The sequence below is a fragment of the Gammaproteobacteria bacterium genome (assembly GCA_034522055.1).
Classification (GTDB): domain Bacteria; phylum Pseudomonadota; class Gammaproteobacteria; order JAABTG01; family JAABTG01; genus JAABTG01.
On record JAXHLS010000002.1, the window covers coordinates 2,770,903 to 2,795,407 of the forward strand.

A 24,505-nucleotide genomic window follows, 5' to 3' on the forward strand; every position below is an offset into this window, starting at 1 on the left:
CGTAGAGGGGGGGACCCGATGAAGCAGACATTTCAGGATCTGATGGCGCCGCGAACCCGGCCGCAGCCGGCACAGAACAAGGACTTCACCGATCGCAAGACATACCTTGCGTTCTGTGAAGAGCAATTCGATAAACCACAGACTACCGACGGCAACGTGGCCGATGCGTACCGCGTCCTCGTCTTGTGGGGCGTCGCTGGCCAGGGCAAGTCCGAGATCCTCTGGGAGTTTTTTCACCGTATCAAGACCCGTGGCAAAGAGAACGGCCGCGATCCGGCGGTCGGCATCGTCGACTTCAACGGCCCCGAGTACCGCGACCCGGTCGGCGCGTTGCTGAAGCTGCGCTCGGATCTCAAGGGCCAGGGCATTTCGTTCGAGACGTTCGATACGGCGTTCGTGCGCTTGTATGAACTCCAACACCCGGGGCGCGATCTGCACGAGGCATACGACGCGCTCGACGAACACGGCGGGACGAGCATCATCCTCGAACTTGTCGAGTACGTCGCCGGTGACGTACCGGGCGCTGGGTTCCTCTTCAATTACGGCCGCAAAATGCTGACGCCGCTTATGCGCAATCGATGGCTCAGCAACGAGATCAAGCAAAAGGCCAACGAAATTGTTGCAACGCCGTCGCCCGAACGCCTCGTGCAGCGACTGCCCGAGTATTTCGGCTCCGACCTACGGCGTTCTATGCAACGCGATGACGTGTCGCGTGTTGCGATTGCGTTCGATCACTATCAGGCGCTCGGCGCGAGCGGCGGGGCCGTCGTTACGCAGACCGATCGCTGGCTCCGATCGCTAATCAAGGCGTCACCGGGCGCGTTGATCCTGATCTTTGGCCGCAACAAGCTCGACTGGTGCAAGGACGACTCGTTCTTCAAGCCGACGACGCTGATTCAAAAACCCACTTACGGATTGCACCCGGAAGACGCCCGCCGTTACCTCGAATACAAGGGCCTGACCGACGATGCAATCTGCACGCGCATCGTCGACGGTGCGCACGGCGTGCCGCTGCATCTGGCGCTCGCCGCACGGCTGTACCACGATCTCGTTGCAGACGGGCGGGCGCCCGCGGTCGAGGACTTTGGCCGCACTCCGATGGAGCTCGTCGACCAGTTCATCGATCACCTTTCGGACAGCGAGCGCAGCAATCTGCGCATCGCGTCCTATCCCGATGCGATCGACGAATCGCTGTATTTCGGTCTCGTCCACCAGTTTCCGGGGCACGTCAGCAACGCCGACTGGGCGCAGCTGACCGGGCAGAGCTTCATGTTCAGGTCGAGTGGCTTCTATACGATGCACCCGACGATCCGTGACGAGCTGCAGCTCCGTGAGTGCGAGCGCAGCAATATGCTGTATTCTCGCGTACACCGCTTCCTGTTCGATTACTACCGGCAACAGGCAGGGCGCCACGGCATCGCTCGGCAGCTCGGCAGTGCGGACGACCGCGCGTTCGTCGCGGCCGCTCGCCATCTCGCCAGGTCCGAGCCCGCGTATTTCCCGACCTGGTTGCTCGACCACGACAGAAAAGGCCAGACACAGCTGTTCGGCGACGGCGACCGTTGGCGCGCGTTGCTGCAGGTGTTCGAGATCGCCGCCTCGGCCGGTCGGGACATCTACAGCGACGAGGACCGGCTCTGGCTCGGTCATCACCAGGCACACGTGCTGCAGATGGCGGGCTGCTTCGAGGACGCGGCGGCGCTGTATGAAAACGCACTCGAGGCGCACGAGTCAATCGTCAGTGACCCGTCGCCGGAACAGGCACTCGAACGCGCAACGATCGTGCATGCACTCGGCGACGTCTACCGACAGCTCGATCCCGACGATTCCCGCTCGGAAACGTGCTATCGGCGGGCGCTCGGGACGTACGACGCCGTGCCGCAAGGCTTCGAGCAACGCCGCGTCGACGTAGAGTTCAGCCTTGGTCTGCTGCGCGATGCAGCCGGCGATGCGACGGCCGCGAAACGCCTCTACGACGACGCGAAGCGACGTAACGCCGCGCTGCACGGCGACGGTGGCGCGCCCTACGCGATGTTCTTGACCCAGCTCGGCCAGGCACATCGCACCTACGGTCGTAATGAGGATGCGCTGGCCGAATTTGCCCAGGCACGTGCGATCCTCTCCGGCGATGGTACGCCCGACGACGGCGTCGGCATCGTGCTGCTCGAGATCGCAGAGTGTCGGGCGGCAACGGGTAATGAGTCCGGCGCGGCCGCATCGTTCGACCAGGCCGTCGCTGCGCTCGAAGCGCACGCGGGCGATGAACACGCGAACACGGCGCACGCGCGCCATCGACAGGCAAGGTTCTGGTTACGCGATCGTTCCCGTCTCGACGCCGCCCGCGCGCAGATCGAGCGAGCGGTTTCTACCCTTGAGGCTACGATGGGTAGCCAGCACGAGTGGACGCGCGAGGCGCGCGCGGACCTCAATGCGGCGGCGTGACATGACCCGTTCAGACCACCTGTTGTTTCGCAGATTAAAGCGTTGGATACCAGTCGGATCTTCTCGGTTTGTCCCGCTGGTGAAGCCTCTGGTCAGAGAGAGTATTCCGGGAAGTCGTCGGGCAGGGGTGTCGCCGGTGGATGTTGAGGCTTTCGCTGATCGGGGCAGAGCCGGTAATCTCTACTTACCGATAAGTGAGAAGAAAGGAAAAGGCCCGCGCGGTGACAGCCGCCGGGCCGTGGCCGGTGCAGCTTCGATTCCAAACGGGGCACACCAGCGAGGATTACGTTAACCGCCAAGCCTGGCGGGAGGCAAGTCTCTCTCGCTGCCCAAACCATCCTCGTGGTGGTTGCTCGTTGGCCCGCCACGGCACCTACGAGCGCAAGACGCCGGCGGGGACACGAATCGCCCGCTGGTACTGCCCTGAGAGTCACACCACCTTCAGTCTGTTGCCGGACCATCTGGCGGCACGGCTGCCCGGTACGCTCAACGAGCTGGAACACGTGGTGGCCGTCGCCGAGCAGGCGCCGAGCATGGAAGCGGCGGCAAGCACCTTGCGCCTGGATATCGAGCTGCCGGGGGCGCTGCGCTGGATACGCCGGCGCATTGTCTTGGTGCACCGTTTCTTGCTCATCGTCATCGCTCTTCTGCCTGACCAACTGGCCGGCTGCCTCGCGACCGTCACTCACCTTCGTGGCCATCTCGGCCATGAGACCGTGCTGATGGCGCTGCGTGCTTCGGCGGCCCGGCAGCTGCCTCAACTGCCGACGCCGGTGGGGTTTTGTCCCCGGGCAACCGCCCACGGTGATCCCAATTTGGCCACCCAACAACCCCTGGGCCTGATCCGCCGCGTTCTCCGCCGTAACGTCTCCTCTCCCGGGCCCAAGGGCTCATAACCGAGAGAAGATCCGATGACTGATCCTGATGATGACCACCGCCAGGCGGTGGCCCTGTTCCGCTACGGCCTGATCGCCGACCTCGTACACTGGCCCCCGGGCAGTGCCGGCATCACCGAGCGGCTGCGCGCCAAGGCAGACAAGGACTATGTGATCCCCGGCAGCCGTCGCTCCCGCGTGGCCGCCGAGACGATCCGCGACTGGCTCAAGCACTATCGGCGCGGCGGCTTCGACGCGCTGTTGCCCAAGCCACGGGCCGATCGGGGGCAGCCCCGGCGACTGCCCGACTCCGTGGCCGAAGCGCTGTGCGCCATCAAAGAGGGGCATCCGAAGCTGTCAGTGCGCGCAGTGATCAAACACGCACGCGAGCAGGGCCTGGTCCCGGCCGAGCAGCCGTTGCCCGCCTCCACCGTGCACCGTCTGTTCACCCGCGAAGGGCTCATGGTCAAGAAGACCGATGCACCCATCGGCACCGATCGGCGGCGCTTCGCCTTCCAGTACGCCGACGAGCTGTGGATGAGCGATGTGATGCATGGCATCACCGCCGCTGATGGGCGGGGCCGGCGCAGAAAGACCTATCTCATCGCCTTCATCGATGACGCCACCCGCGTCATCCCCTATGCGGCCTTCGCCTTCGCCGAAAACACCGGCGCCTTCCTGCCGGTGTTCAAGCAGGCTCTCATCCGCCGCGGGATCCCCCAGCGCCTTTACGTCGACAACGGCGCCAACTACCGCTCCCGCCAACTCGCCCTCGTCTGCGCCAGGCTCGGCACGGCGCTGATCCACGCCCGACCCCATCAACCTCAGGGGAAGGGCAAAATCGAACGCTGGTTCCGCACCGTCCGAGCACAGCTGCTCACCCAGCTCACCGCTGAGGATACGGTGAGCCTCGAGGCCCTCAACCGACGCCTGTGGGCCTTCATCGAGGGCGAGTATCACCACACCCCGCACCGCGGCCTCGACGGCAAAACGCCCCTCGAACAGTGGGCCCTGGTCGGCGATCAGATCCGCTTCCCCGATCCCGGCCTCGATGCGCTGTTCCTCTGCGAGACCAAGCGCCGGGTCATGAACGACCGCACCGTGAGCCTGAACGGCCACGTCTATGAGGTCGACGCCGTGCTCGTCGGCGAGACCGTGACCTTACAGTACGACCCCGCCGTGCCGCCCACCCGGCCCCTGACCGTGGTCCATAAAGGCCAGCCGGCAGGACAGGCCACGCCGCTCGATGCCTATGCCAACACCACCGTGCGCCGCGACCGGCCCTCCTGGCGCCTCGACACCGATACCCCAGCCTCCGAACCGCCCCCGTCGCGTCTCACCCTCGGGGCCTTCGACAACCCGCACAATGAGGAGAACGACTAATGTATCTGCGCCACTTCGCGTTCACTCGCTTCCCCTTCGAGAATACCCTCGAGGCCGATGAACTCTATGCCTCCACCGCCCGCCGCGAGGCCGAGGCCCGGCTCACGCACCTCATCGATCTGCGCGGCATCGGCCTGCTGACCGGCGAGGTCGGCTCCGGCAAAACCACCGTCTGCCGGCACGTCACCGCCGGACTCCATCCCGGCCTGTACCGCGTCTATTACGTCTCCCTGTCCACCGGCAACGTGCTCGATATGTACAAGTCCATCGCCTGGGAACTCGGCCTGCCCACGGAGCGGTCCCGCGCTACCGCCTACCGCGCCATCCGCGTCGAGATCACCCGCCTGGTGCAGGAGGCCAAGCAGCTGCCCGTGTTGATCGTCGACGAGGCGCAGCACCTACGCAATGACGTGCTCGAGGATCTGCGCCTCTTGACCAGCTACGCCATGGATGCCGACAACCGCCTGTGCCTGCTGCTGGTCGGGCTCACCGAGCTGCGCCGACGCCTCGCCATGGCCGTGCACGAGTCGTTGAGCCAGCGACTGGTGGTGCGCCACCACCTCCCCGGCCTCTCGCGCGACGAACTCGATGACTATCTCATTCACCGCCTGCGCCTCGCCGGCGCCGAGGCCCCCATCTTCACCCCACCCGCAACCGAGGCCCTGTTCCAGGCCTCGCGCGGGCTTCCGCGCAAGGTCAACCGCATCGCCCACTACGCCCTCACTGCCGCCGCGCTGGACAACCAACACCACGTCACCGAGACCCACCTCCAGACAGCGCTCGACGAGCTGCAACCGTGAGACACCACACCACCATGAACGACGACGATCAGACCCTGCCCGACCACCTCTCCGACGAGGCCGCCGCTCAGATGGTTGACCTCCTCTACGCCATCGCCCAGACCCTCGAAAACCGCTACTTCGCCGAGATCACGCGCTACTACCAGAACACCAATCCCAGACAGCCCGACCTCTGGGACTGAATCCCAGTCTTTCCCAACCGCAACCGCCGCCACAAGCGGCGCCCATCTCGCCAGACCTCCAGCTTCTTCTCATCCTATCCTGCCCGCGCTCTTCCACCGGAGCGCTCAAACCGAGAAAACTGCAGCCTACTCGCTCGGAATAAACCGGGAAATTACTGGTGGAATAATTTGAGATACAACACCACCTCGCGGCCGCACTGACCGGCGAGTTCGGTATTGCGCGGTTCAATGCCGAAGTGCGGGAACGGTCCTGGTGCAAGTTCGACGCAGCGTTCGACGCCGAGCAGACCGACGCGTGGTTCGACGTAGCACGCCTCGAGCGTGTGCTCTCGGACAATGCGGCGCTCCCGAGCGTCGACATCTATGCAGACGGCCACCTCAAGCGCCTCACAGACATGCAGAAGAAGTCGGGACATTCGGCGCTCGACGTCGCGACGTGCTGTTTCCGGGAAGGCCAGACCGTTCGGTTGCGCGATGCCGACCACTACGACCGGCACTTGAGCGACCTGATCGCGGCCGTCAAACGCGTTTTCGTCGGGGCCACACAGGCGAATATCTACCTGACGCCGCCGCGTAGCGACGGCTTTCCGCCGCACTTCGACATCACCGACGTCTTCGTCGTGCAGTTGTCGGGCGCAAAGCGCTGGACGATCTTCCCGGACTACACGAATCGGATCGAGTTGCCGCTGCCGTCCACGGACTGGGACCCCGAGCGCTACACGCCGACGGACGACTTCACGGCGTTCGAACTCACGCCCGGAGACGTGCTCTACCTGCCGCGCGGCGCGATGCATTCGGCGGCCTGTACTGAGCGCGAGTCGATGCATCTGACGATCAGCCTCGCTCCCGCGACGCTGTACGACCTGCTGACACGCGCGCTCGCGCAAGCGGCCGACGCCGACGTCGCGTTGCGCAAACGCGTAGCCGCGACGGGACCCGATGCGCCGACGGCCGAGGAGATCCGTTCGCGACTCGTCGCGGCCCTCGACGAGGTCGACCTTACGCCGATTCTGGCCACTATGGAGGCGGACCGCGAAGACGACGTGGGAGGTTGGCTGGCTGAAGCTATCGCCGACGTTCGGTCAGGCCTGAGCAGACCGTCCTAGCGGGACGGTTTGCCGGACCTAGGCGTAGTAGTCGGGTGCGCGCCTGAGGTTGTTCGCGAACGCCACGTCGTGCTGAATCCAGAGCGCCGCACCTTCCGCTTTGGCGGTCGCTTCGAGTGCCCGACGGCTCGTCGTCGCGATCTCGTTGCTCGCGTGGTTGACGAACGCCGCATCTCGTTCGAGTTCCTCTGTGTAGTGATACAGGTCGCCGGTCAGGATGACGGGGCCGGTCTCGTCGAGGCGCAGGAACAGCGACTGGTGGCCGGGCGTGTGTCCGGGCGTGAATTTGAGCACGACGCGGCCGTCGCCGAAGACGTCGTGGTCGCGATTCTCGATGACGGTCGTCTCGCTCTGCTCGAGATCACAGAAGAACTGGCGCGCCGGCAGTATCGGGCCGTTGCGCTCGGTATCGGGCTCGTCGGCGAACATCGCCTCACGCTCGGCCCGTTGCACGAGCCAGTGGCAACCGCTTAAAGCATTGGCGTTGGCGACGTGATCGTTGTGGTAGTGCGACATCGCGAGATACGTGATCGTATCCGGGGTGTATCCCAGCGCATCGAGCTGTGGCAGCAACGGCTTCGTGACCGTGAACGCCCTGTCGGTCGTCGGTGTACCGTCCGCGTTCAGCGCGTTATCGGGGATCTCACCCGTTTCCCACAGCAACGTACCCTTCGGATGCACGACGAGGTAACAGGCGCTGAACATCTCGGACGACAGCGAGCCGCCCTCGAAACCGAACTCCTCGGACGTGACATCGGTGATCTTGCCGCACTCTAGTACATAGAGCCTGAGCGAATCGGTCAGCGTTTGTTGTTGCATTGTTCTCCCCTGCACTACCCTTTCCTTTGCCGAATTGTCGCTGTCTGCGACACAGGGTTCAAGCAAAGCGGACGCCGGCGACAGTGCGCGCCGGCCCGACGACGGTATCGATCGGGCCGAGCGAGCTGTCAGGCGCCGGGCGGCTCCGACGCACCGTCGAGATGCAGCGCCTTCATCTTTCGAGTCAGCGTGATGCGGTCCCAGCCGAGCAGCTTCGCCGCTTCCTGGCGATGCCCCTTGGTGCGGCGCATCGCAATCCGGATCAGCGCCTTCTCGAACTCGGGCAGCGCCGACGCTAGTAGCGGCGTCTTGCCGGCCGTCAGCTGACGGTCTGCAGAGTTGGCCAGCACGCGAGTCCAGTCCGGCGCTTCGCGAAAGTTGCCGACGCCGCCTAGTTCGGGAGGAATATCGGCCACCACGATGACGTTGCCCAGTGTCGTCACGGTCAGGCGTCGCGTCGCGTTGATGAGCTAGCGCACGCTGCCGAGTCAGGCTAACACGGTCAGCGTGTCGGCGGATAGTAAGGTATAGAGCCCCCTCTTGGGCCGAGGGTTATCATCGATGATGGATGTCTCAAGTGGTTGATCGATAGATGAAAACAAGGGGGCGTCTATGAGACTGAATGCAATTGACGTCGGAATCGATGGCGATGATGTGCGCTACCACGGTTGCGCGCTGAATCAGTGCACGGGTGAGGCACTTCGGTTTCAGTCTCGTGCAACGCTGAAAGGGCTGCTGAGTCAGCTCGAGAAGGTCAGCGACTACTTTGGCGGCATTGAACTGAATCTGTGTTACGAGGCGTCTTACTTGGGTTTCTCTCTTCAGCGCGATCTGTGTTTGCGAGGCGACGACTGCGAGGTGATTGCGCCGACAAATCGCTGCGAAGATTGGGAAGAGCGCACACCGCCTGCTACTCGCCAAGGCATTGATGTACTGGCGATGCGCGGTCGTCTTGATGACCCGTCTGCCGTCTTTAAGTGCGCATGCCTACGGATATTATGACATTCGACTTCAGTCGTTGGTTGCCCATTTATTCAGCACCTTTTTGCCAGCATCGCCAGCATCATTCGGGATCCACCGATAGTAAACTCGCGCCGTAAAAGTCCAGTCCCTGTGCCCCATCTGCGCCGCGACCCACTGCGGCGACTCGCCCGCCATCAACGACATCGAGGCAAACGTGTGACGCATCTGGCCGGGAGGCCGGTAACGGACGCCAGCCCGCCGGCAAAGCGTATTCCATTGCCGAGTGCGAAGCGCCTGGTCGCCTGTCCACCGTTCTCGCGTATGAGGATTCTGGAAAACTTCAGCGCCCTTCAGAAACGTATGTTCCTTCTGGGCCTTCAGGGCGGCAAGAGCCGGTGGCAGGAGGTTGACCGTGCGCTCGCCAGCTTCCGTCTTCGTGTCCTCGATTTCCTCCGCGTCCTGAGTGAGTGCGCCTTCGACGTAGATTCGATCGTTAATCCAGTCAACATTGCCCCACTTGAGGGCGAACAGCTCGGAGAGCCGTAGCCCCGTCCAGAACCCGAACTGGACCAGGTTCTGGAGCTGTCCCCTGGCGGCCCCGATCAGCGCAGTACGCTCCTCGTGGCTGAACGGGTCGATCTTGGACTTAGTGCTGGCTACCGATTCGCTCCGCGACTTGCGGCGGCGAATGACCTTGTTCGCCATCGGGTGATTGTGGATGAGCTCTTGTTCCACAGCCTCGTTGAGAGCCCGCCGCAGGACGCTGAGCTTGTTGTTCTGGGTCTTTCCGCTCCAGCCTTGGGACTTGGCCCAGTCGCGGATCATGTGCCACTTCAGATCCGTGAGCGCGAGCTGACCGAACTCGGGGATGATCTGGTTGAAGACGATTCGCTTGTCGACGGTGCGGGTAGAGGCCTTCAAGTCCTTTTCCTCACCGCGCCACCAATCGGAAAGGAAACGCTCGACGGCAATCGTCGCGCCCGGCTGGTCGCTGAAGAGCGGTGCGCTCTTTGATTCCGGGAAGGTGGTCGCGTAGTCGAAGGTGCTTTTTTCGATCGCGTCTAGAATGGCAGCGCGATGGCGCTCGGCCCGCTTCAGGTTAGCGGGGGTGGGCTTGAGCTTGATCTTCTCGCGGCAACGCTTTCCCTGATAGGTGAAGGAGATCTCGATGGACGAGGCGCTGACTGCCCTGACACCCGTGCGAGGCTTTCTACCCAATGGTGATATCCATCCACGCTAATCAGAATTCTGCCGTCCGGGGCTTTGCTCCAAACCTGGCCCTCCAGCCATACGCCGTCCCTGAGTTTGGTGCGAATGGCATTCTCAGAGTACCCCGTCTCCTCTGAGAATTTACGAATTGTAACCCAGTTCACGGCCACCGGTTACACCAGCGATGGAAAAGTCGGGACCGATGGTACAAGTATGACTCCACGGGGGTTGTGGTGGACGGCGCTTGCTTCGTGGAAACTGCTTGGTGCTAAGGTTGAATCGATCACGGTAGGCTTGAGGTGGATTCATTAATCATCTGATTTCTAAAAGGTATTGCAGCAAGGCAGCGGTTCCGAGAGTAAAGTCAAGGAAGTTGGCGTAGGTCGGAAGGTAGACTGCTTAGTGCCTACGCTGACCGTACTCATGCTATCTAATCCAGGGTCGGGAAAAATTCTGGATAGCGGGCCAAGGAGAGCCAGCTATTGGCCTTGAATCCAGTCGATCCACCGGCCAGGAGCGTCGAAAGGACGCTCAGGTATGGAGACTCTTAATCAGTAGGTCGAAGGTTCGAATCCTTCACGGCCCACCAAAAAAATCAATAAGTTGCAAGAATAACCTTATATCACTATCAAGAATAATCTACCGGATTATCTACTAACGCTCCGGCAATAGTCCGACAGGAAGGACCCACATTCGGGTCACGAGCAAGGAGGCACCGGCCATGCCCACCCTCCGCATCGCAATTACTCTTGTTCTTGGGGCCCTTGCCTTGCGGGCCCATTCTGCCCCGCAGTGCGACATCCGTGGCCAAGTGGTCCGGGGTGGATGGTGATACCCCGCAGCTGGCAGAGAGCCCCCAAGCGCGGTCGGTAAAGGTTCGGCTCGCCGACATCGACACCTCGGAACGCGACCAGGCATACGGTCGCGATGCCACCCAGCTGCTGCCCCGGCTCGCCTTCGGTCGTTCCCTGTGTGCGACCACCACCGTGGACCGTGGCGCAATTTCACACTGGCGACGAATGGAATAACGGCCAACTCGTGGCGGCCGGTGTCGCCTGGGTCAATCAGAAACACCGCGCCACCTTACCGCTGCAGAATTACGGTGACAGTCTCAGGGATCCCCTCATTTTTAATCTCAACAATGACTTGCAACTTGTTGATCTGAAGATCATTCTTGGAGTCCTCACAATCACCATGAGGACCGGCGATGAAAGCAGCACAGGCGCTTCGGCAGGATGACATCATCGAGTTCATTGATACGCTTTTCGACGGCGACTTGCACGCCAAGCGCGTGTTGTCGCTGGCGAACGCGGCCTGGGGGGTGCTGACCAGCGCTTCGCTGGCAGTGCATGCCATCGGTCAGGGTTTGGCGCATGCCCAGGGGACGCTGAGCAAGCATGGTGTGAAGCAGGTGGACCGGCTGCTGAGCAACCGCGGCATCAAACTCGCTAGGTTCTTTGCGTGCTGGGTGCCCTATGTTATCGGCGCACGTACCAAGGTGGTGGTGGCGCTGGACTGGACGAGCTTTGCCAATGACGGGCACGAGACGCTGGTGCTGTCGATGCTGACCCGTCATGGTCGTGCCACACCGTTGCTGTGGCAGACGGTGGAGGCTGCCACCCTCAAGGGCCGGCAGACGGATTACGAGGATGCGTTGCTGTGTCGGCTCTATGAGGTGCTGCCGGCGGGGGTGGCGGTGACGATCGTGGCCGATCGGGGCTTTGCGGACTGCAAGCTGTTGAAGCTGCTGAGCGAGGAGTTGGGTTTCGGCTATGTGGTGCGGTTGCGCAGCCAGTATTACATCACCAACGCCAAGGGCGAGCGGCGCAAGGCAGCGAAGTGGGTGGGTACCCATGGCCGGGCGCGCACGTTGCGCGATGCGACGCTGACCGACTCCCAAGCCCTGCCCGTGGCCACGGTCGTGTGTGTGCAGGCCAAGGACATGAAGGAGCCGTGGTGCCTGGCTGCCAGTGACCGCGAGGCGAAGGCGAAGACGCTCATCGGTTACTACGCCAAGCGCTGGGGGATTGAGACGAGCTTCCGCGACATCAAGGATCTGCGCTTCGGCATGGGGATGTCCTCGCTGCGGATCGGTCGCCCGGAGCGCCGCGACCGGTTGTTGCTGATCAGTGCACTGGCCATCGCCTTGCTGTCGCTGCTCGGTGCCGCGGGAGAGGCGTTGGGCTACGATCGCTGGCTGAAGGCAAATACCGTTAAGCGGCGTACCCACTCGCTGTTTCGCCAGGGACTGATGCTCTACGAACATATTCCGAATTGGCCTGAGGAGCGATTGCGCCCGTTATTCGAGAAGTTCACCGAACTCCTCCACGAGCAACGCGTGTTCCGCGATGCCTTCGGTATTATTTGAGTTAAAAATGAGGGGATGCCTAAGGGTGACAGTACATTTAATTGGCTCCCTCGCCGCCTCCGGTTAGCTTCGTTCCATGGCTCGCCTCGCCCGCGTCGTTCTTTCGCATGTTCCGAATCACGTGACCCAGCGCGGCAACGGGCGGGCGCGGACGTTTTTTGAGGACGCGGACTATCACCTCTATCGGGACCTTCTGGCCGATCATGGCCGACAACACGGGGTCGGTATTTGGGGATGGTGCCTGATGCCGAACCACGTTCATCTGATCCTGACGCCGTCGGACAAGGACGGGCTGCGGGCAGTGCTGTCGCGGGTTCACCGGGTGTATGCCGGGCATGTTCATGCCCGCGAACGGCGCACTGGTCATTTCTGGCAGGGCCGGTTCGGGTGTGTGGCGATGGACGAGGGACATCTGGTCGCGGCCATGGCCTATGTGGTGCTGAACCCCCTGCGGGCACGGCTGGTGGAAAAAGTGCAGGACTGGCCCTGGTCATCCATCCACGCCTACCTTCGTCCCGGTAAGGGGGATGGCGTGACGGACGTCGAGGCGCTGACGCCGTACCTGGTGGCCGCGAAGCAGATCATCGCTGCCGGCGGAGAAGACGCCCGGTTCGACGCCCTGCGCCGGTCGGAAACCATCGGCCGCCCCATTGGAAACGATGCCTTTCTGAGGCGGGTCGAGGAGCAGGTCGGGCGAACGCTGAAGCCCGGCAAGCGGGGGCCGAAGCCGCGATAGGCGAGGCGGCGGTGATGGGTAGCGGAAATAAATGCACTGTCACCGTAATGCCCACCGTAATGCCAAATAAATGCACTGTCACCGTAATGCGTAATGCAAACGGACTTGAAAGCTGAACGGGCGGCAGTCGCTCATACAGGTACAGTAGCCGCGTCACCGAGCGCGTTACCTGCACCGTGGGGTTTTGCTTGGCCAGAAAAGAAACAATTCAGCAGTTTATGAAATGCTGAAGGAGCAGGGTTCCCAGATGCGCTCGCTTCTTCTATTTCCGAAACCTGACCCTCCGGCCGTCCTGGGCTAAAATCCCTCCTCAGGAGGGACCCCTGACCATGCTCAAATGTAACGTTTCGTGTTAACTTTCGCAGCATATCGTCGTATGTGCGGATAGTCTAACTCAATGGGATTTCGAGAACTGGAAACATAAGTCATCCCCCGTTGATGAACTACTGACATTCTTATAGGAGAGCACATTGAACAGCATTAGCGACATCATTGGTTTTGTCAAAGGCGTACTTGCTTTTGCCATTATAGGCTCCTTGCTCATATACGCTGCGGGAGCAATATACTACGGCGACTACGTGTTGGCGATGATCTTGCTATTTCCGTTTGCACTATTCATATTAATAATGGTGCCAATAATGATAATAAACGGAGATTGGTTCTACAATTTCAACCGTCGGAAAGGTTGACCTAACCATCCTCTACAGCATTTAATGTCCGCGCAGTCAAGGAAACACGCGGAGAACGAAGTCTAGGAAAAATAAACGCCCTTTTCACCTAAGTCCACCAGTAGTGGGACTGCTAATGACCCACCTGACACCCATTCAATATCCCTGATATTTGGCCTGCATTGCACTACTATCAACCAAAACTCGCCCTCTTCTCTCCACAGCCAGTTCCATTCCCGCTACCCGGCAAGGCGAAATCCTGCCACCTGCATAAGCCAGCATCTTGAGTTGAACCGTGTGTTTTTTCGGGATCGTCAGTTGAACAGGCCCTTCTGCAGGCCAGCCGGCGGCGCCCGACTTTCGGGTAACGCCCTGGACTCGCGGGTTTCGGCTTTGTGCTTCAGGTGATCGAGGATCTGCTTGATCACCGCCGAATCCTCGATGCAGGCGATGACTCTGACGGCCCCGCCGCAGTCGCTGCATGTCTCACAATGTCGATATTGAATACACGCTTGAGCCGCTGTGCCCACGTCATCGACGCACGGCGTTCGACGGGTGTTGGCGTTTCATCCGTCGTCTTGGCTGGGTTGCCCTTGCCCCGCTTTGCCGGCGTCACTAACGCCCGGTGCTTGCTGTTGGGAGTAAACACCCCATGGAACCGGGTTAGGTTGACTCTGGGCCGGGGCACCAGCGCCGCCAGCCGGGCAATGGAATCCAGCGGCTCAAAGATCACATACGTGGTGCCGTCCCGGTACGGTGTCTTGAGCTGGTAACGGATGTTGCCATTGGGCGTCAGCGACAGGCGCTTCTCAGACACCGCCGGGCGACTGACGTAGCGACACAGCCGTTCGAGATTCGTACGTTCATCTGCCCGCGCCGCTACACCAGCATGCAGGCTGAAACCGGCGACCTTGCCGACAGCATCACCGAACGGATCCTGTGGATCACAGGCCGGCAGCGTCTGCAGCGTGAATACCTTGCGGCTCTGTCGAGGACCGACTGTGCGATGCGGTAGGTGATCGAGCACCCCAGGAGCTGAGCCATCGGCCCCTCATCCATGGCATCCTCGGCGAGGTAACTATTCTCGGCGTCTCGTTCCAATAGGCCTTGCCGTTCCAGAAAGCGGCCCACACGGTGCGCGATGGTGTGCGTCAGTTGCGTGAGTTCGGCACTGGTCGGCGCCTTGACCCAGCGAAACCGAGCGCTGCTCTCGGGGCCATCGACGTACACCCCATCGAGAAACAGCATATGAAAGTGGATGTTGAGGTGATTCCGGGGATCCTGCCCTTCACCCCCCTCCGGGGCCGCCTTCGGCTGTTCAAAATCGTTCCAAGTGATTTTGTGAGCGCACTGCTGAAGCGCTGAATCAGCGTAACCGCACCGGTCTGCGCCGTCGTACGGCAGAACTCCGCCTGCTTGATCAGATGCGTGGCAATACAGCGGTAGACGATGCCCAGCACACGCCCCATGATCTCGGGCCAGCTGGCGAACAGAAAGCGCAATAGAATCGGGAAACTCAGCACCCACTGGCGAATGGGCTGCTCGGACAGCACCTCGTCGACCAACAGCGCCGCGCTTTCGGCCATGCGCCGCGCCCCGCAACTGGGGCAAAAGCCACTTCGTTTGCAACTGAAGGCAACCAGGCGCTCGGCGTGGCAGGACTCGCAGTGCACCCGCAGGAAGCCGTGCTCGAGACGGCTGCATTTGAGATAGTCCTCGAACTCCCTCTGCACGGCAGCGGCCGGCCCTGCTCCGCCAAATGAGCGATGAACGTCGGGTAGTATTCTCCGTAGAGGCACAGCGGTCCACGCCGAGGGTCTTGTAATAGCCTTTATATTTCATCCTGAAGTATTTCTATGCTATTTATCAATAAGTTAAGAAGGACTTCTTGCTTATTTTCTGAATTCTAAGTAAGGACCTGCACACAACGCATAGTAGGATTCTACTCCCTGTCTCTAAAGTCTCCCTCCAACCAGACGATAGCGTTAATGGACGGGTGAAGCCGAACCCACGAAGTGGGTTCTACTTACAGTAGGAGGCTGTGTGATGTCAGGAAGCATTGCAAAGGAACTGGACATTCAGGGAGCGGACCTAGTGGGCGACCTCTTCGACGACGCTTTCTTCGAAGCAATTAAACTTCTGTGGTTCGCTTGGAGTGAAGAGGACCACGGATACTTTCAAACAACCTACGAGATTCAAAACGCTGACGGCGAGGCACTAAAGCTCAACGTCGAGCAGGTAGATTACAACTCATCAGAGGGCGACAACGGATACGGGGAGCATGTCATCCTTGTGTCGATCACGAACGATGAGGTCAATGCTACATCGGATACCACTGAGGTAGCTGACGGATGCTTCCTCGTTCAGATGATCGTGTTTGATCGAATGGGCTACAACAGTGAGGAAATGGAGGAACCCACAGTCTCACACCATCTTGAAAAGGTTGTAGAGAGAAGATTGTTCATGGACTTCTTTTCATCAGAGCCGATCAGGTTTGTAAGCAAGGTGAGGGCATAGCAATGTCGGAAGGTAACGAGAAGTCTAACCTCCTAGAGAATGTGGGTGGGTAGTGAAGTGGACCGTCAACGAGGGTGATGTTGAGGTTGAGGTCGAGCACATTGGATTCACTTCCGACTCCAGCAAGGTTGAGGAGTGGCGCAAAGGTCTTGCTGAGAAGGTATTCCTTTTCTCACATTGGATGACAGATAGGCTGACTGACCCGGCAACATGCCAGCACAGATGGAACCAGTTGGAGAGGTGATTCGCCCCGGGAAAGAGTTCCTAGAAACTGCATTACTAAATGTGTTCGCTTCTTCTCCAGGCGAAACCTGGACCAATTTCGCAATTAGGGCTAAACGACATTGCCACACGGGAGGCAGTGACTAGAAATCTGTCGAAGGCCCGTCAATGACGGTGAATGCTATGGACAGCCTTCCCGTACCTCGCGTGCCCCCGAGCACCGCACCGTATTTTTGGGATCGCGAGGAAATATTCCGTGTTTTAACACGGACACTTTTTAGTTATTCAGACTGTTATGTGCAACAAAAAGGGAAAATCAATGCTTAATTCAGAAGCATTAAGCATTAGATGCAAGAGAAATATGTGTGCATATAAAGAAAAATGAAAAATCTTTAGATAATCAAGGCAAGAAGGAATTGGTTCAAGACGCGTTAAATAAAGCAGGAGATTGCAAAGATTATATCGAGATTGCGTGCGTTTTGTCACATCAAGATAGTATCAACGACAAAGAATGGGCTAAGATCGTTTTCGGAAAAGCTTACGAGAAGGCAAAATGTGTCTCGGATTTTGAAATGTTGGCCTATAATGTATCAGCCAAAGAATTATTGGATGATAAACATTGGGGGAGAGTGCTTTTTAAAGAAGCTTTAGATAAGGCAGACGAAGATTCTAGTGACATTGATATTTACCGTGATATCGCCTGCGATATTACTGATCCAGACGGCCTAAACGATAAGCAATGGGCAAGAGGATTATTTGAAATGCTCCTTAGCAAAAACTTAGAAAATGGTGACATTATTCACATAGCACAATATATTGCGGACAATTCGATATTGGGAGACAAAGAATGGGCGTCAAGACTAATCGAAGAAGCAGCTAAAAATATTACGTATTGGAATGACTATTTAGAGATCGCATTTTGTTTGGCGCATACGCCGAAACTGAACAACAAAAGCGAGGGGCGTAAATGGTTTGAGAAGGTTGTGGAATTTGAGAGCCAAATGTCTTGGCCGGATTATTTTGATACTGCAAAAATAATTGCAAATGAAGAAATATTAAATGATAAGAGCTGGGCTATAGAACTATGCATTAATAGCCTCAGGCCAATAGAACTCAAGAGTCCCGAGTTCTCGGCGGTTATTGCTCCCCGTACTGACCCTCGAGCTCGTCGAGCCAGTCTTCGGTGAGCGCATCGAGTTCGTCTAGTTGTTCCCGGGAGTAATCTTCCGGGGCGTAGTGCTCGAGCCAGGAGATCAGGAAGCTCGTAATACGCTCACGAGGGAAGTCCGGATACGCCTTCTGTATGCATTCGATGGACTGATCGAAGCTGAGGCGTTGGGCCTCGGGCCAGATGATCTCGCGTCGTCCGGGATCGAGCTGCACGTCGTCCATGAGCGCCCAGAGAGCGTCTGAAACTTCGATGGAGCGTTGGCCCTGGGACGAGCCCATGTAGTCGAGTAGCCCGCCGGCGAAGGGATGCTTCTCACTCATGTCGATAGCATAACACTGGCGGACGTTCGATCATCAGGTACGCAAGGCGCTGCCGCCGAGTCATCGATGTCGTTTGACACCCTAGCTGAATGAAGCTAGTCTGCTGGTCGTCACGGACACGGATCGGCAGCGATGGGCAGCTACTTCGGATCGAAGGCGACGTCGGGTTTGTGCCAGGCGATCATCGCCCTGATGCCGCCCCACGACACCTACATCGAGAGCCACCTCGGCGGCGGGGCGATCATGCAACGCAAGCCGCCGGCGCTCGTCAACATCGGCATCGACCGCAATCGGCGAGCACTCGCGAAGTTCGAATGCCCCTATCCGGTCGAGCTGGTGCATGGTTGCGCGCACCGATTCCTGGCCGAGTATGCGTATCGGGGGCGAGAGCTCATCTACTGCGACCCGCCCTATCTGCAGCCGACCCGCCGCGGCGAGCGCCGATACCGTTTCGACTACGAAGAGCACGACCACGTGGCGTTGCTCGAGCTGCTCAAGTGCCTGCCCTGTCACGTGATCCTCTCCGGCTACCCCTCGGCGCTCTACGACGAGCGGCTGGCCGGGTGGCGCAGCCTCGAGCTTCAGGTGATGAACCAGGCGGGCGTCGTCACCGAGAAGCTGTGGTTCAACTTCAGCGTCGAGCGCCTGCACTGGGCGCGCTATGCGGGCAAGAACTTCACGGACCGCCAACGCATCAAGCGCAAGGCGGTGAGCTGGGCCCGCCGCTACGAGGCCATGCCGCCCGCCGAGCGCCTGGCGGTGCTCTCGGCCGTGATGGCCGTGGAAGTCCAGGAGCCCGAGCCCGGCACGCCTTCTCCATAACCGGCCCCGCGCGGTGGGCCAAATCACCGTTTCATTCACTTCATGGGAGGTGGACGATGTCGCTATGGGAGTCCTGGTGGAAAGCAATCTGGCTGCTGCGTCCGGCGTTCTCGCGCCTGCGCACCTTCCTGTGGTTCGCCACCGCCGTGGCCGGTCTCACCGTGCGAGGCGATCTTTAGGCGTGACCAGCCTCGTGCGGGCGCTCGCCCTCAAGCCCCGCTTCTACGACAACCTGCTGGATTCGTTCCACAGCCGCGCCATCAAGCTCGAGCGGCTCGCGGCGCTGTGGACCCAGGCCGTGCTGCGGCTCTTTCCCGCGCCGCTGCTCGTCAACGGCCGCCGCGTCATGGTCGGGGACGGGATCAAGTCCCCAAGCGCGGCAAGAAGATGCCCGCCGTGAAGCTATTGCATCAGCAGTCCGACGCCAACACCAAGCCCGAATACATCATGGGACACTCCCTTCAGGCGGTGAGCCTGCTGGTTGAGGCCGACCAAAGCGTCTTCGCTGTCCCCCTCGCCGTGCGCATCCACGAGGGCCTCGTCTTCTCCAATCGCGACCGGCGCACCCTGCTCGACAAGATGCTCGCCCTGATTCAGACCGTGGCGATCACGGAACCCTTCTACTACGTTGCCGATGCCTACTACGCCGCCGGCAAGATGGTTCGCGGCCTCATCGCCGAGGGCAACCATCTCGTCACCCGCGTCCGATCCAATGCCGTCGCTTACACCCCCTATCACCAGCGCGGCCCGAGGAAAAGAGGCCGGCCGAGACGCTACGGGAAGAAGCTCAAGCTCAGGTCACTGCTGAACGACACGAACGACTTCCAATCCGCGCCAAGCCCCGTCTACGGCGAGGACAACGTCACGATTCGGTACCAGGTCCGAGACCTGCTCTGGCGGCCCGCCGGACAGCTCGTGCGCTTCGTCGCCGTCATCCACCCGACCAGAGGCTCTTCCCTGCTGATGTGCACCGACGTCGCCCTGGACGCCGTCGAGATCATTCGCCTCTACGGCCTGCGCTTCAAGATCGAGCACAGCTTCAAGCAGGCCGTCCGACAGATCGGCACCTTCGCCTATCACTTCTGGATGCAGGACATGAAGCCGCTCAAACGCCGCAAGGGCAATCAATACCTGCACCGGGAAACGCGCAGGTATCGCGAGAACGTCAAACGCAAGATCCACGCCTACCACGTCTTCATGCAGGCCGGCGTCGTCGCTCAAGGCTTGCTTCAGTATCTGTCGGTGGTTTTCCCGCAGCTCATCTGGAAATCCTTCGGCTCGTGGCTGCGGACGATCCGATCCGGTATTCCCCCGTCGGAACTCGTCGTCACTCATGCGCTACGCAACACGCTGCCGGAATTTCTCTTGAGTTCCGCCAAAACCCATTCCCTGGCAAAATTCATCACCGAACGGCAGGACACTGAAAGAATCAGCATGTTCCGACTCGCGTCCTGACGAGAAGTCGGGACTCACGAGAATAGAAGACTCTAATTACTTATTAGATATTGCGTGTTTCTTTGAAGGATTAGACAGGGAGAGATCTATAACTATATTCAATGCAGCTTTGGAGAAAGCAGAATCCGCCATGGATTTTTTGAATATTGCGTGTAACGTAGCGAAACCTGATAAACTAAATGATAAGCAGTGGGGCAAGGAGATCTTTGAAAAGGCATTATCAATGAGTCCAACGGCTGAAGAGCGTCAGTTAATAAATGACTGTATGAAAGAATATCTCTGAAACACATAGCAATCACATGCGCTCGTGCGACAGAGGGACACCTCAGCCGCACCTAAGGTCGGCTCCCTCGGCGCTCCTTCGGTAGCGGGGGCCAGTGCTCGCTTCTCCCAGAAGCGCAACCAAATAGGTTGCTATCTCCCATGAAGGGAAGGCTCGGGGGCCGAGCTGGGAAGGCGGTCTAAGGTTCCGGGGATGGGGATAGTGAGATCTCCTCGCAGAACCACTCCTGTACGACAGCGCTCCCGTTTGCGTGTTCGATACCCCGTAGCCGCAGGGAAGTAGGCCCGATAAGTACCAGGATGGGCTCGTAGAGCGGGGGAAGCAACGCATTACCCGCCGGAGCGGTAGGGTCCTGCAGCAAGGCGACTTTCACGGGGATGCCGCCCTTGGATAACTGGACATGGGTTAAGAGTTCGCCCACCAAAGGCTTGGCGTTCGCCACGTCACGCCAGCGGCGACGGCGGCCTTGATAGCGAAGGGGTTGGACGCGATACCGCATGGTCGTGACTGGTAGCTGTATGGATATATCGGGTATCCCTTTAGCTCCACAGGATTCAATTCTCGTCTTTCTGGGACGTTTCTACGATTTTCCCGTAGGGCACCGGCTTCGTAATCACCGCCTGCTGGAGCAGGCGATAGAAGAGCAGCCCCCGAGATCGCGAAGTTCGGCGATTGAATCGAAATACGAATTCGTCCAGATAGTAGTCCAGCTGGCTCGGTTGGACAGCTCCATGGTGGGTGCCCATCATCCAGCGTTGCAGCAATGCGGCGACCCGGTGAACGCCCGGCATCGATTCATGAGCGGCCGTTTCGGACCCTATATGGACTGTGCGGCGGTGTTTATATCCGGCATCGTCCAGTTTCCGATAGGCGGCAGATCCATCACTGTGAATGGTCGCGCCCGAACGAACAGACTCCTGGATAAAGAGTAGCAGGTGCTCGTAGTCGCCTTGCGCGATTTGCTGAATCCGAATTCTTCCGAACCCTTTGGGTTGAAGCATCTCGACGGCGATGGCAACAAGTGCCTTTGTGGTGCGGCTCTTGCGGCCGAGCGCAGAAACTGGCGTTTTCCGGTCGGTCAGGGCAAGGTAGGTCTCATCGACTTCCACTTCTCCGTCAAGCAATTCCCTGCCGGGGCGCACCATGGCGCGTCGCAGTCTGTGCAGCATCGTCCAGGCTGTTTCGTAGCTCCCCAGCCCAAGCACACGCTGCAATCCCAACGCGCTTACGCCGTGCTTCTGATTGGTGATATACCAAATAGCAGCGAACCAGACCCGAAGCTCAGTGCGTGTCTTGTCGAAAATAGTGCCCGCCGTTACGCTGGTCTGGTGCCGGCATGCCGGACAAATCACTCTGCCACGACTGATTCGCTTGGCTTCGCTTGATGCGCCGCACCTCGGGCAGATCAGGCCATCGGGCCACCGCAGCTTTTCCAAGTAATCGCGACAAGCTTGCTCAGAATGGAACCAGTCAAGGAATTGAACCCAGGTTGTTGGATAGTCCGTACCCGCGATCGGTGGTAGCTTTGGCGCGTCCATGAGCCAATTCTGCCATCTGTGGAGCTAAAGGGATACCCCATATGGATATACAGTATCACCTGAAGAGCGCTCATGCGACTACTCCGCCACCACTTGCTGAATCACGCTGACACCGACGTCCAGTTCTGGGGCTATCTTCAGGATCCTCTTACCCTCAGCCCTGGCGGCTCGTATGGCCTCCTCGACCTCCGGCCGGACCGGAGACCTGCCAAGTTGCTTCCCCTGGCTTCTGGCGCGTGCTTTTGGTGGTGGCCGGAAACAGACCATAGGCGAATCGAGCAGGGGGCTATCTGTAGGGTCGAAACGCCAGACTGTTCCTGACCTTAATGCCAACTTCGGTCCCAGCACAGACGTTGAGGGACGCCATGTCGTTCCGGCGCGGCGCACTTTCAAGACCTCCTTTCATAGGTCTGATCAAATACGAGTTCCAGTTCGGCATGGACGCCACGCAGGCCATCGATCACCTTGTTCGCCCAGGCGAAGTATTCACGCTTGCGCTCATCCGGCCAGTCCGGCGGCGCCTCCAGGATATCCCGGAGGTTGGCGATCTTGTCGGCCAGCTTCACCAGCTTGGCGCCGGTGCTGAGGCTGGGCGCATGCTCCACCTGCCGGGCTTTGCGCTCGGCCTTGGCCAAGCGCTTGTCGTCGGTGACCTCCGCCACCATTCCGGCGATAGCGACTCCGAAGGCTTCCCTCAGCTCCTGCTCCGTGGTCTCCGTGTCTTCGATGGTGTCGTGGAGCAGGGCGGCGCAGATGACATCGAGGTCGGTAATGCCGCCCTCGTTCACCAGGATGTTGGCTAGGGCAATCGGATGGTTGATGTACGGTGTTTTGGCTGCGTCCTTGCGCCTCAGGTTGCGGTGTTTGTGGGCCGCGAAAGCGAGGGCCTTCATGAGCTGCGAAAGCTCTTCGTGTTTCATGGTGCATCTCCTTTCGTCGTGGGGGGGGCATGGGCGGCGGCGAGAGACCGCGTTGTCGTCCATGTGGAGTACGTATTCGTCAGCCATCCTGATCCCGCTTATCCGCAAGCCGGGCCATTCGCCTGGCGTCGCGGCGGGCGTTGCGGGCCCGACGACGCTCGATGAAGCGGTTGACTCGCCACGGCTCGTAGCTGCACTGGAGCACGAGGCCGAGCTCCATCTCTTCATGGATGGCGCGTAACATCTGCTGCCAGGACAGGTCCACCACCTCCGCCGCGGCATTCCCGGGGGCTTCGGTGGTAGGCCGTCGCGGGACGGGGGATCGGGGAAAGGGGACGATGTGGCCACGGTGGCCACCGGGGGTGTGTCTGCTCAAGGTTGTTCTTCTGCTCCCCGGGGCTCAGAGCGCGGGGTCCGGTGGGGAGCGTGAACGGACGGCCAACGCTTTAGCCGGAATTTATAGGCCGCCCCGGTAAGTTGTTGCTTAAATCCGGCGGCTCGCGGGCATGAAAAAACCCGCCTGGCGCAGCCAAAGCGGGTTCTCGCCCGCTTTAGCTGCATTTATAACGCGCCCAGCAAGCTGGTACTCAAATCGGCGCAGTAGTTAGTATACGCTGACCGGGCGGCGCTGTCATGGAATTGGAGGGCCGTGGATATGGACCGAACTGAACGTTTCTACCGCCTGGACCAGCTGCTGCAGGAGCGCCGGGTGGTCCCCATGGAGACGCTCATCGACGACCTGGAGGTGTCCAGGGCTACCGTCAAAAGGGACCTGGAGTACCTGCGGGATCGGCTGAATGCTCCCATCGTCTGGGACCGCGAGCACCGGGGTTACCGCTACGAGGTCCACTCCGAGGACCCGCCCCGCTATGTCCTGCCGGGCCTGTGGTTCAATGCCACCGAGGTCCATGCGCTGCTGACCATGGAGCAGCTGCTGGCGGACCTCCAGCCAGGCCTGCTGAGCGCGCATATCGAGCCCCTGCGGACCCGTATCCGCATGCTGCTGGAGAGCGTCGACCACTCCGCCGAGGCCATCGAGAACCGGGTGCGGATCCTGCACACCGCGGTGCGCCCGGTGCGCCCGGAACTGTTCCAGGCCATCGCCTCGGCCACCCTGGGCCGCACCCGGCTCGTCATCGAGCACTACAACCGCAGTACCGACGAAACCCTCGAGCGGGAGGTCTCACCCCAGCGGATCGTCTACTACCGCGACACCTGGTATCTGGACACCTGGTGCCACCTCAGGAAGGGTCTCAGGAGCTTCAGCATGGACGCCATCGGCCACGTCTCCTCGACGGGAAAAAAGGCCCGCAACGTCGCCGAGGCCAAATTGAAGGCCTTCTTCGAGGAAGGGTACGGGATCTTCTCCGGGCAGGCATCGAGCACCGCGGTGCTGCGCTTCTCCGCGACCAACGCCCGCTGGGTGGCCAAGGAAGTCTGGCACCCGCGCCAGCAGGGCGAGTTCGACGCGGACGGCCGCTACGAGCTCAGGGTGCCCTATTCGGTGGACACCGAGATCATCATGGACATCCTGCGCCACGGCCCCGAGGTGGAAGTGCTGGCGCCTCCGGGCCTGCGAGACAAGGTACGTGAGCGTCTGGCCCAGGCCGGCGCCGTCTACGGCGACTGACGGCGTTGAAGGCTCACCTGGTGAGCCACCACCCCCGTAATAATGGCACCCTCCACTGCTGACCACCGGGGGAGGT

The 24,505-nt window shown here is 60.1% G+C and carries 23 protein-coding genes, 2 pseudogenes and 1 riboswitch; of the genes and pseudogenes, 17 read left to right on the top strand and 8 right to left on the bottom strand.

The window, feature by feature from the left end; genetic code table 11:
• The first annotated feature begins 18 nt into the window (after positions 1-18).
• From U5S82_13380 to U5S82_13405, 6 genes are all read left to right on the top strand, one after another.
• Complete coding sequence (locus U5S82_13380) at positions 19-2,442, top strand: tetratricopeptide repeat protein (GenBank protein ID MDZ7752625.1); 2,424 nt, start codon at positions 19-21, stop codon at positions 2,440-2,442.
• Positions 2,443-2,798: 356 nt separating this feature from the next.
• A complete protein-coding gene (locus U5S82_13385) occupies positions 2,799-3,338 on the top strand; it encodes a hypothetical protein (GenBank protein ID MDZ7752626.1) in 540 nt (179 codons plus the stop codon).
• A 15-nt stretch (positions 3,339-3,353) separates the two neighbouring features.
• Positions 3,354-4,700, top strand: coding sequence for a DDE-type integrase/transposase/recombinase (locus U5S82_13390; protein MDZ7752627.1), 1,347 nt, complete (start codon positions 3,354-3,356; stop codon positions 4,698-4,700).
• On the top strand, positions 4,700-5,500 hold the full coding sequence (locus U5S82_13395; GenBank protein ID MDZ7752628.1) for an AAA family ATPase: 801 nt from the start codon (positions 4,700-4,702) through the stop codon (positions 5,498-5,500). Before U5S82_13390 ends, U5S82_13395 begins: the two co-directional genes overlap by 1 nt.
• Positions 5,497-5,682 (top strand): hypothetical protein, encoded by a 186-nt coding sequence (locus tag U5S82_13400; GenBank protein MDZ7752629.1) that lies wholly within the window; start codon positions 5,497-5,499, stop codon positions 5,680-5,682. Before U5S82_13395 ends, U5S82_13400 begins: the two co-directional genes overlap by 4 nt.
• A 236-nt stretch (positions 5,683-5,918) precedes the next feature.
• Complete coding sequence (locus U5S82_13405) at positions 5,919-6,788, top strand: cupin domain-containing protein (GenBank protein MDZ7752630.1); 870 nt, start codon at positions 5,919-5,921, stop codon at positions 6,786-6,788.
• Between the two features lie 18 nt (positions 6,789-6,806).
• Here the strand turns inward: U5S82_13405 and U5S82_13410 are convergent, their stop codons facing one another.
• Positions 6,807-7,607, bottom strand: a complete 801-nt coding sequence (locus U5S82_13410) for an N-acyl homoserine lactonase family protein (GenBank protein MDZ7752631.1) — start codon at positions 7,605-7,607, stop codon at positions 6,807-6,809.
• Positions 7,608-7,735: 128 nt separating this feature from the next.
• Positions 7,736-8,050: a helix-turn-helix domain-containing protein gene (locus tag U5S82_13415; GenBank protein MDZ7752632.1), complete on the bottom strand. Its 315-nt coding sequence runs from the start codon at positions 8,048-8,050 to the stop codon at positions 7,736-7,738.
• Between the two features lie 169 nt (positions 8,051-8,219).
• On the opposite strand from U5S82_13415, the gene U5S82_13420 reads away from it, so the two are divergent.
• Positions 8,220-8,609 carry a hypothetical protein gene (locus U5S82_13420; protein MDZ7752633.1) on the top strand — a complete coding sequence of 130 codons (390 nt, stop codon included), beginning with the start codon at positions 8,220-8,222 and terminating at the stop codon, positions 8,607-8,609.
• Positions 8,610-8,618: 9 nt separating this feature from the next.
• Here the strand turns inward: U5S82_13420 and U5S82_13425 are convergent, their stop codons facing one another.
• Positions 8,619-9,788, bottom strand: a complete 1,170-nt coding sequence (locus U5S82_13425) for a DUF3596 domain-containing protein (GenBank protein ID MDZ7752634.1) — start codon at positions 9,786-9,788, stop codon at positions 8,619-8,621.
• 984 nt (positions 9,789-10,772) lie between these two features.
• On the opposite strand from U5S82_13425, the gene U5S82_13430 reads away from it, so the two are divergent.
• The 3 genes from U5S82_13430 to U5S82_13440 all read left to right on the top strand — a co-directional run bounded on the left by U5S82_13430 (position 10,773) and on the right by U5S82_13440 (position 12,883).
• The gene (locus U5S82_13430) at positions 10,773-11,018 is read left to right on the top strand and encodes a hypothetical protein (GenBank protein ID MDZ7752635.1); all 246 of its coding nucleotides are present in this window, start codon (positions 10,773-10,775) and stop codon (positions 11,016-11,018) included.
• On the top strand, positions 10,987-12,147 hold the full coding sequence (locus U5S82_13435; protein ID MDZ7752636.1) for an IS4 family transposase: 1,161 nt from the start codon (positions 10,987-10,989) through the stop codon (positions 12,145-12,147). The genes U5S82_13430 and U5S82_13435 overlap by 32 nt, the downstream gene beginning before the upstream one ends.
• A gap of 76 nt (positions 12,148-12,223) precedes the next feature.
• On the top strand, positions 12,224-12,883 hold the full coding sequence (locus tag U5S82_13440) for a transposase (protein ID MDZ7752637.1): 660 nt from the start codon (positions 12,224-12,226) through the stop codon (positions 12,881-12,883).
• Positions 12,884-13,865: 982 nt separating this feature from the next.
• On the opposite strand, the pseudogene U5S82_13445 reads toward U5S82_13440, so the two are convergent.
• Positions 13,866-15,337 (bottom strand): annotated as a pseudogene (locus U5S82_13445) (transposase).
• Positions 15,338-15,597: 260 nt separating this feature from the next.
• On the opposite strand from U5S82_13445, the gene U5S82_13450 reads away from it, so the two are divergent.
• The 3 genes from U5S82_13450 to U5S82_13460 all read left to right on the top strand — a co-directional run bounded on the left by U5S82_13450 (position 15,598) and on the right by U5S82_13460 (position 17,477).
• On the top strand, positions 15,598-16,068 hold the full coding sequence (locus U5S82_13450) for a hypothetical protein (GenBank protein MDZ7752638.1): 471 nt from the start codon (positions 15,598-15,600) through the stop codon (positions 16,066-16,068).
• Between the two features lie 52 nt (positions 16,069-16,120).
• Positions 16,121-16,312, top strand: a complete 192-nt coding sequence (locus U5S82_13455; protein MDZ7752639.1) for a hypothetical protein — start codon at positions 16,121-16,123, stop codon at positions 16,310-16,312.
• Between the two features lie 343 nt (positions 16,313-16,655).
• Positions 16,656-17,477, top strand: coding sequence for a hypothetical protein (locus U5S82_13460; GenBank protein MDZ7752640.1), 822 nt, complete (start codon positions 16,656-16,658; stop codon positions 17,475-17,477).
• Here U5S82_13460 and U5S82_13465 read toward each other — a convergent pair.
• Positions 17,428-17,781 (bottom strand): hypothetical protein, encoded by a 354-nt coding sequence (locus tag U5S82_13465; protein MDZ7752641.1) that lies wholly within the window; start codon positions 17,779-17,781, stop codon positions 17,428-17,430. The two genes, U5S82_13460 and U5S82_13465, sit on opposite strands and share 50 nt — an antisense overlap.
• 132 nt (positions 17,782-17,913) lie before the next feature.
• Between U5S82_13465 and U5S82_13470 the strand changes: the two genes are divergently transcribed.
• The 3 genes and pseudogenes from U5S82_13470 (at position 17,914) to U5S82_13480 (ending at position 20,341) form a co-directional block, all read left to right on the top strand.
• Positions 17,914-18,603, top strand: coding sequence for a DNA methylase (locus tag U5S82_13470; protein ID MDZ7752642.1), 690 nt, complete (start codon positions 17,914-17,916; stop codon positions 18,601-18,603).
• 56 nt (positions 18,604-18,659) lie between these two features.
• Positions 18,660-20,058 (top strand): annotated as a pseudogene (locus tag U5S82_13475) (transposase).
• Between the two features lie 130 nt (positions 20,059-20,188).
• Positions 20,189-20,341, top strand: coding sequence for a hypothetical protein (locus U5S82_13480; GenBank protein MDZ7752643.1), 153 nt, complete (start codon positions 20,189-20,191; stop codon positions 20,339-20,341).
• Between the two features lie 554 nt (positions 20,342-20,895).
• On the opposite strand, the gene U5S82_13485 is transcribed toward U5S82_13480, so the two are convergent.
• The 3 genes from U5S82_13485 to U5S82_13495 all read right to left on the bottom strand — a co-directional run bounded on the left by U5S82_13485 (position 20,896) and on the right by U5S82_13495 (position 23,175).
• On the bottom strand, positions 20,896-21,879 hold the full coding sequence (locus U5S82_13485; GenBank protein MDZ7752644.1) for an IS1595 family transposase: 984 nt from the start codon (positions 21,877-21,879) through the stop codon (positions 20,896-20,898).
• A gap of 389 nt (positions 21,880-22,268) precedes the next feature.
• On the bottom strand, positions 22,269-22,799 hold the full coding sequence (locus tag U5S82_13490; GenBank protein ID MDZ7752645.1) for an HD domain-containing protein: 531 nt from the start codon (positions 22,797-22,799) through the stop codon (positions 22,269-22,271).
• Positions 22,800-22,878: 79 nt separating this feature from the next.
• Positions 22,879-23,175: a hypothetical protein gene (locus U5S82_13495; protein MDZ7752646.1), complete on the bottom strand. Its 297-nt coding sequence runs from the start codon at positions 23,173-23,175 to the stop codon at positions 22,879-22,881.
• Positions 23,176-23,329: 154 nt separating this feature from the next.
• A riboswitch (SAM riboswitch) is annotated at positions 23,330-23,408 on the bottom strand.
• A gap of 46 nt (positions 23,409-23,454) precedes the next feature.
• Here U5S82_13495 and U5S82_13500 point away from each other — a divergent pair.
• Positions 23,455-24,429, top strand: a complete 975-nt coding sequence (locus tag U5S82_13500) for a WYL domain-containing protein (protein ID MDZ7752647.1) — start codon at positions 23,455-23,457, stop codon at positions 24,427-24,429.
• The last annotated feature ends 76 nt before the right edge of the window (positions 24,430-24,505 follow it).

What these genes read in the sequence shown, in the direction of transcription:
- U5S82_13380 (MDZ7752625.1), top strand. Translation starts at nt 19, where the DNA reads ATGAAGCAGACATTTCAGGATCTGATGGCGCCGCGAACCCGGCCGCAG.
- U5S82_13390 (MDZ7752627.1), top strand. Translation starts at nt 3,354, where the DNA reads ATGACTGATCCTGATGATGACCACCGCCAGGCGGTGGCCCTGTTCCGC.
- U5S82_13395 (MDZ7752628.1), top strand. Translation starts at nt 4,700, where the DNA reads ATGTATCTGCGCCACTTCGCGTTCACTCGCTTCCCCTTCGAGAATACC.
- U5S82_13410 (MDZ7752631.1), bottom strand. Translation starts at nt 7,607, where the DNA reads ATGCAACAACAAACGCTGACCGATTCGCTCAGGCTCTATGTACTAGAG.
- U5S82_13420 (MDZ7752633.1), top strand. Translation starts at nt 8,220, where the DNA reads ATGAGACTGAATGCAATTGACGTCGGAATCGATGGCGATGATGTGCGC.
- U5S82_13435 (MDZ7752636.1), top strand. Translation starts at nt 10,987, where the DNA reads ATGAAAGCAGCACAGGCGCTTCGGCAGGATGACATCATCGAGTTCATT.
- U5S82_13440 (MDZ7752637.1), top strand. Translation starts at nt 12,224, where the DNA reads ATGGCTCGCCTCGCCCGCGTCGTTCTTTCGCATGTTCCGAATCACGTG.
- U5S82_13450 (MDZ7752638.1), top strand. Translation starts at nt 15,598, where the DNA reads ATGTCAGGAAGCATTGCAAAGGAACTGGACATTCAGGGAGCGGACCTA.
- U5S82_13465 (MDZ7752641.1), bottom strand. Translation starts at nt 17,781, where the DNA reads ATGAGTGAGAAGCATCCCTTCGCCGGCGGGCTACTCGACTACATGGGC.
- U5S82_13470 (MDZ7752642.1), top strand. Translation starts at nt 17,914, where the DNA reads ATGGGCAGCTACTTCGGATCGAAGGCGACGTCGGGTTTGTGCCAGGCG.
- U5S82_13480 (MDZ7752643.1), top strand. Translation starts at nt 20,189, where the DNA reads ATGGATTTTTTGAATATTGCGTGTAACGTAGCGAAACCTGATAAACTA.
- U5S82_13485 (MDZ7752644.1), bottom strand. Translation starts at nt 21,879, where the DNA reads ATGGACGCGCCAAAGCTACCACCGATCGCGGGTACGGACTATCCAACA.
- U5S82_13490 (MDZ7752645.1), bottom strand. Translation starts at nt 22,799, where the DNA reads ATGAAACACGAAGAGCTTTCGCAGCTCATGAAGGCCCTCGCTTTCGCG.
- U5S82_13500 (MDZ7752647.1), top strand. Translation starts at nt 23,455, where the DNA reads ATGGACCGAACTGAACGTTTCTACCGCCTGGACCAGCTGCTGCAGGAG.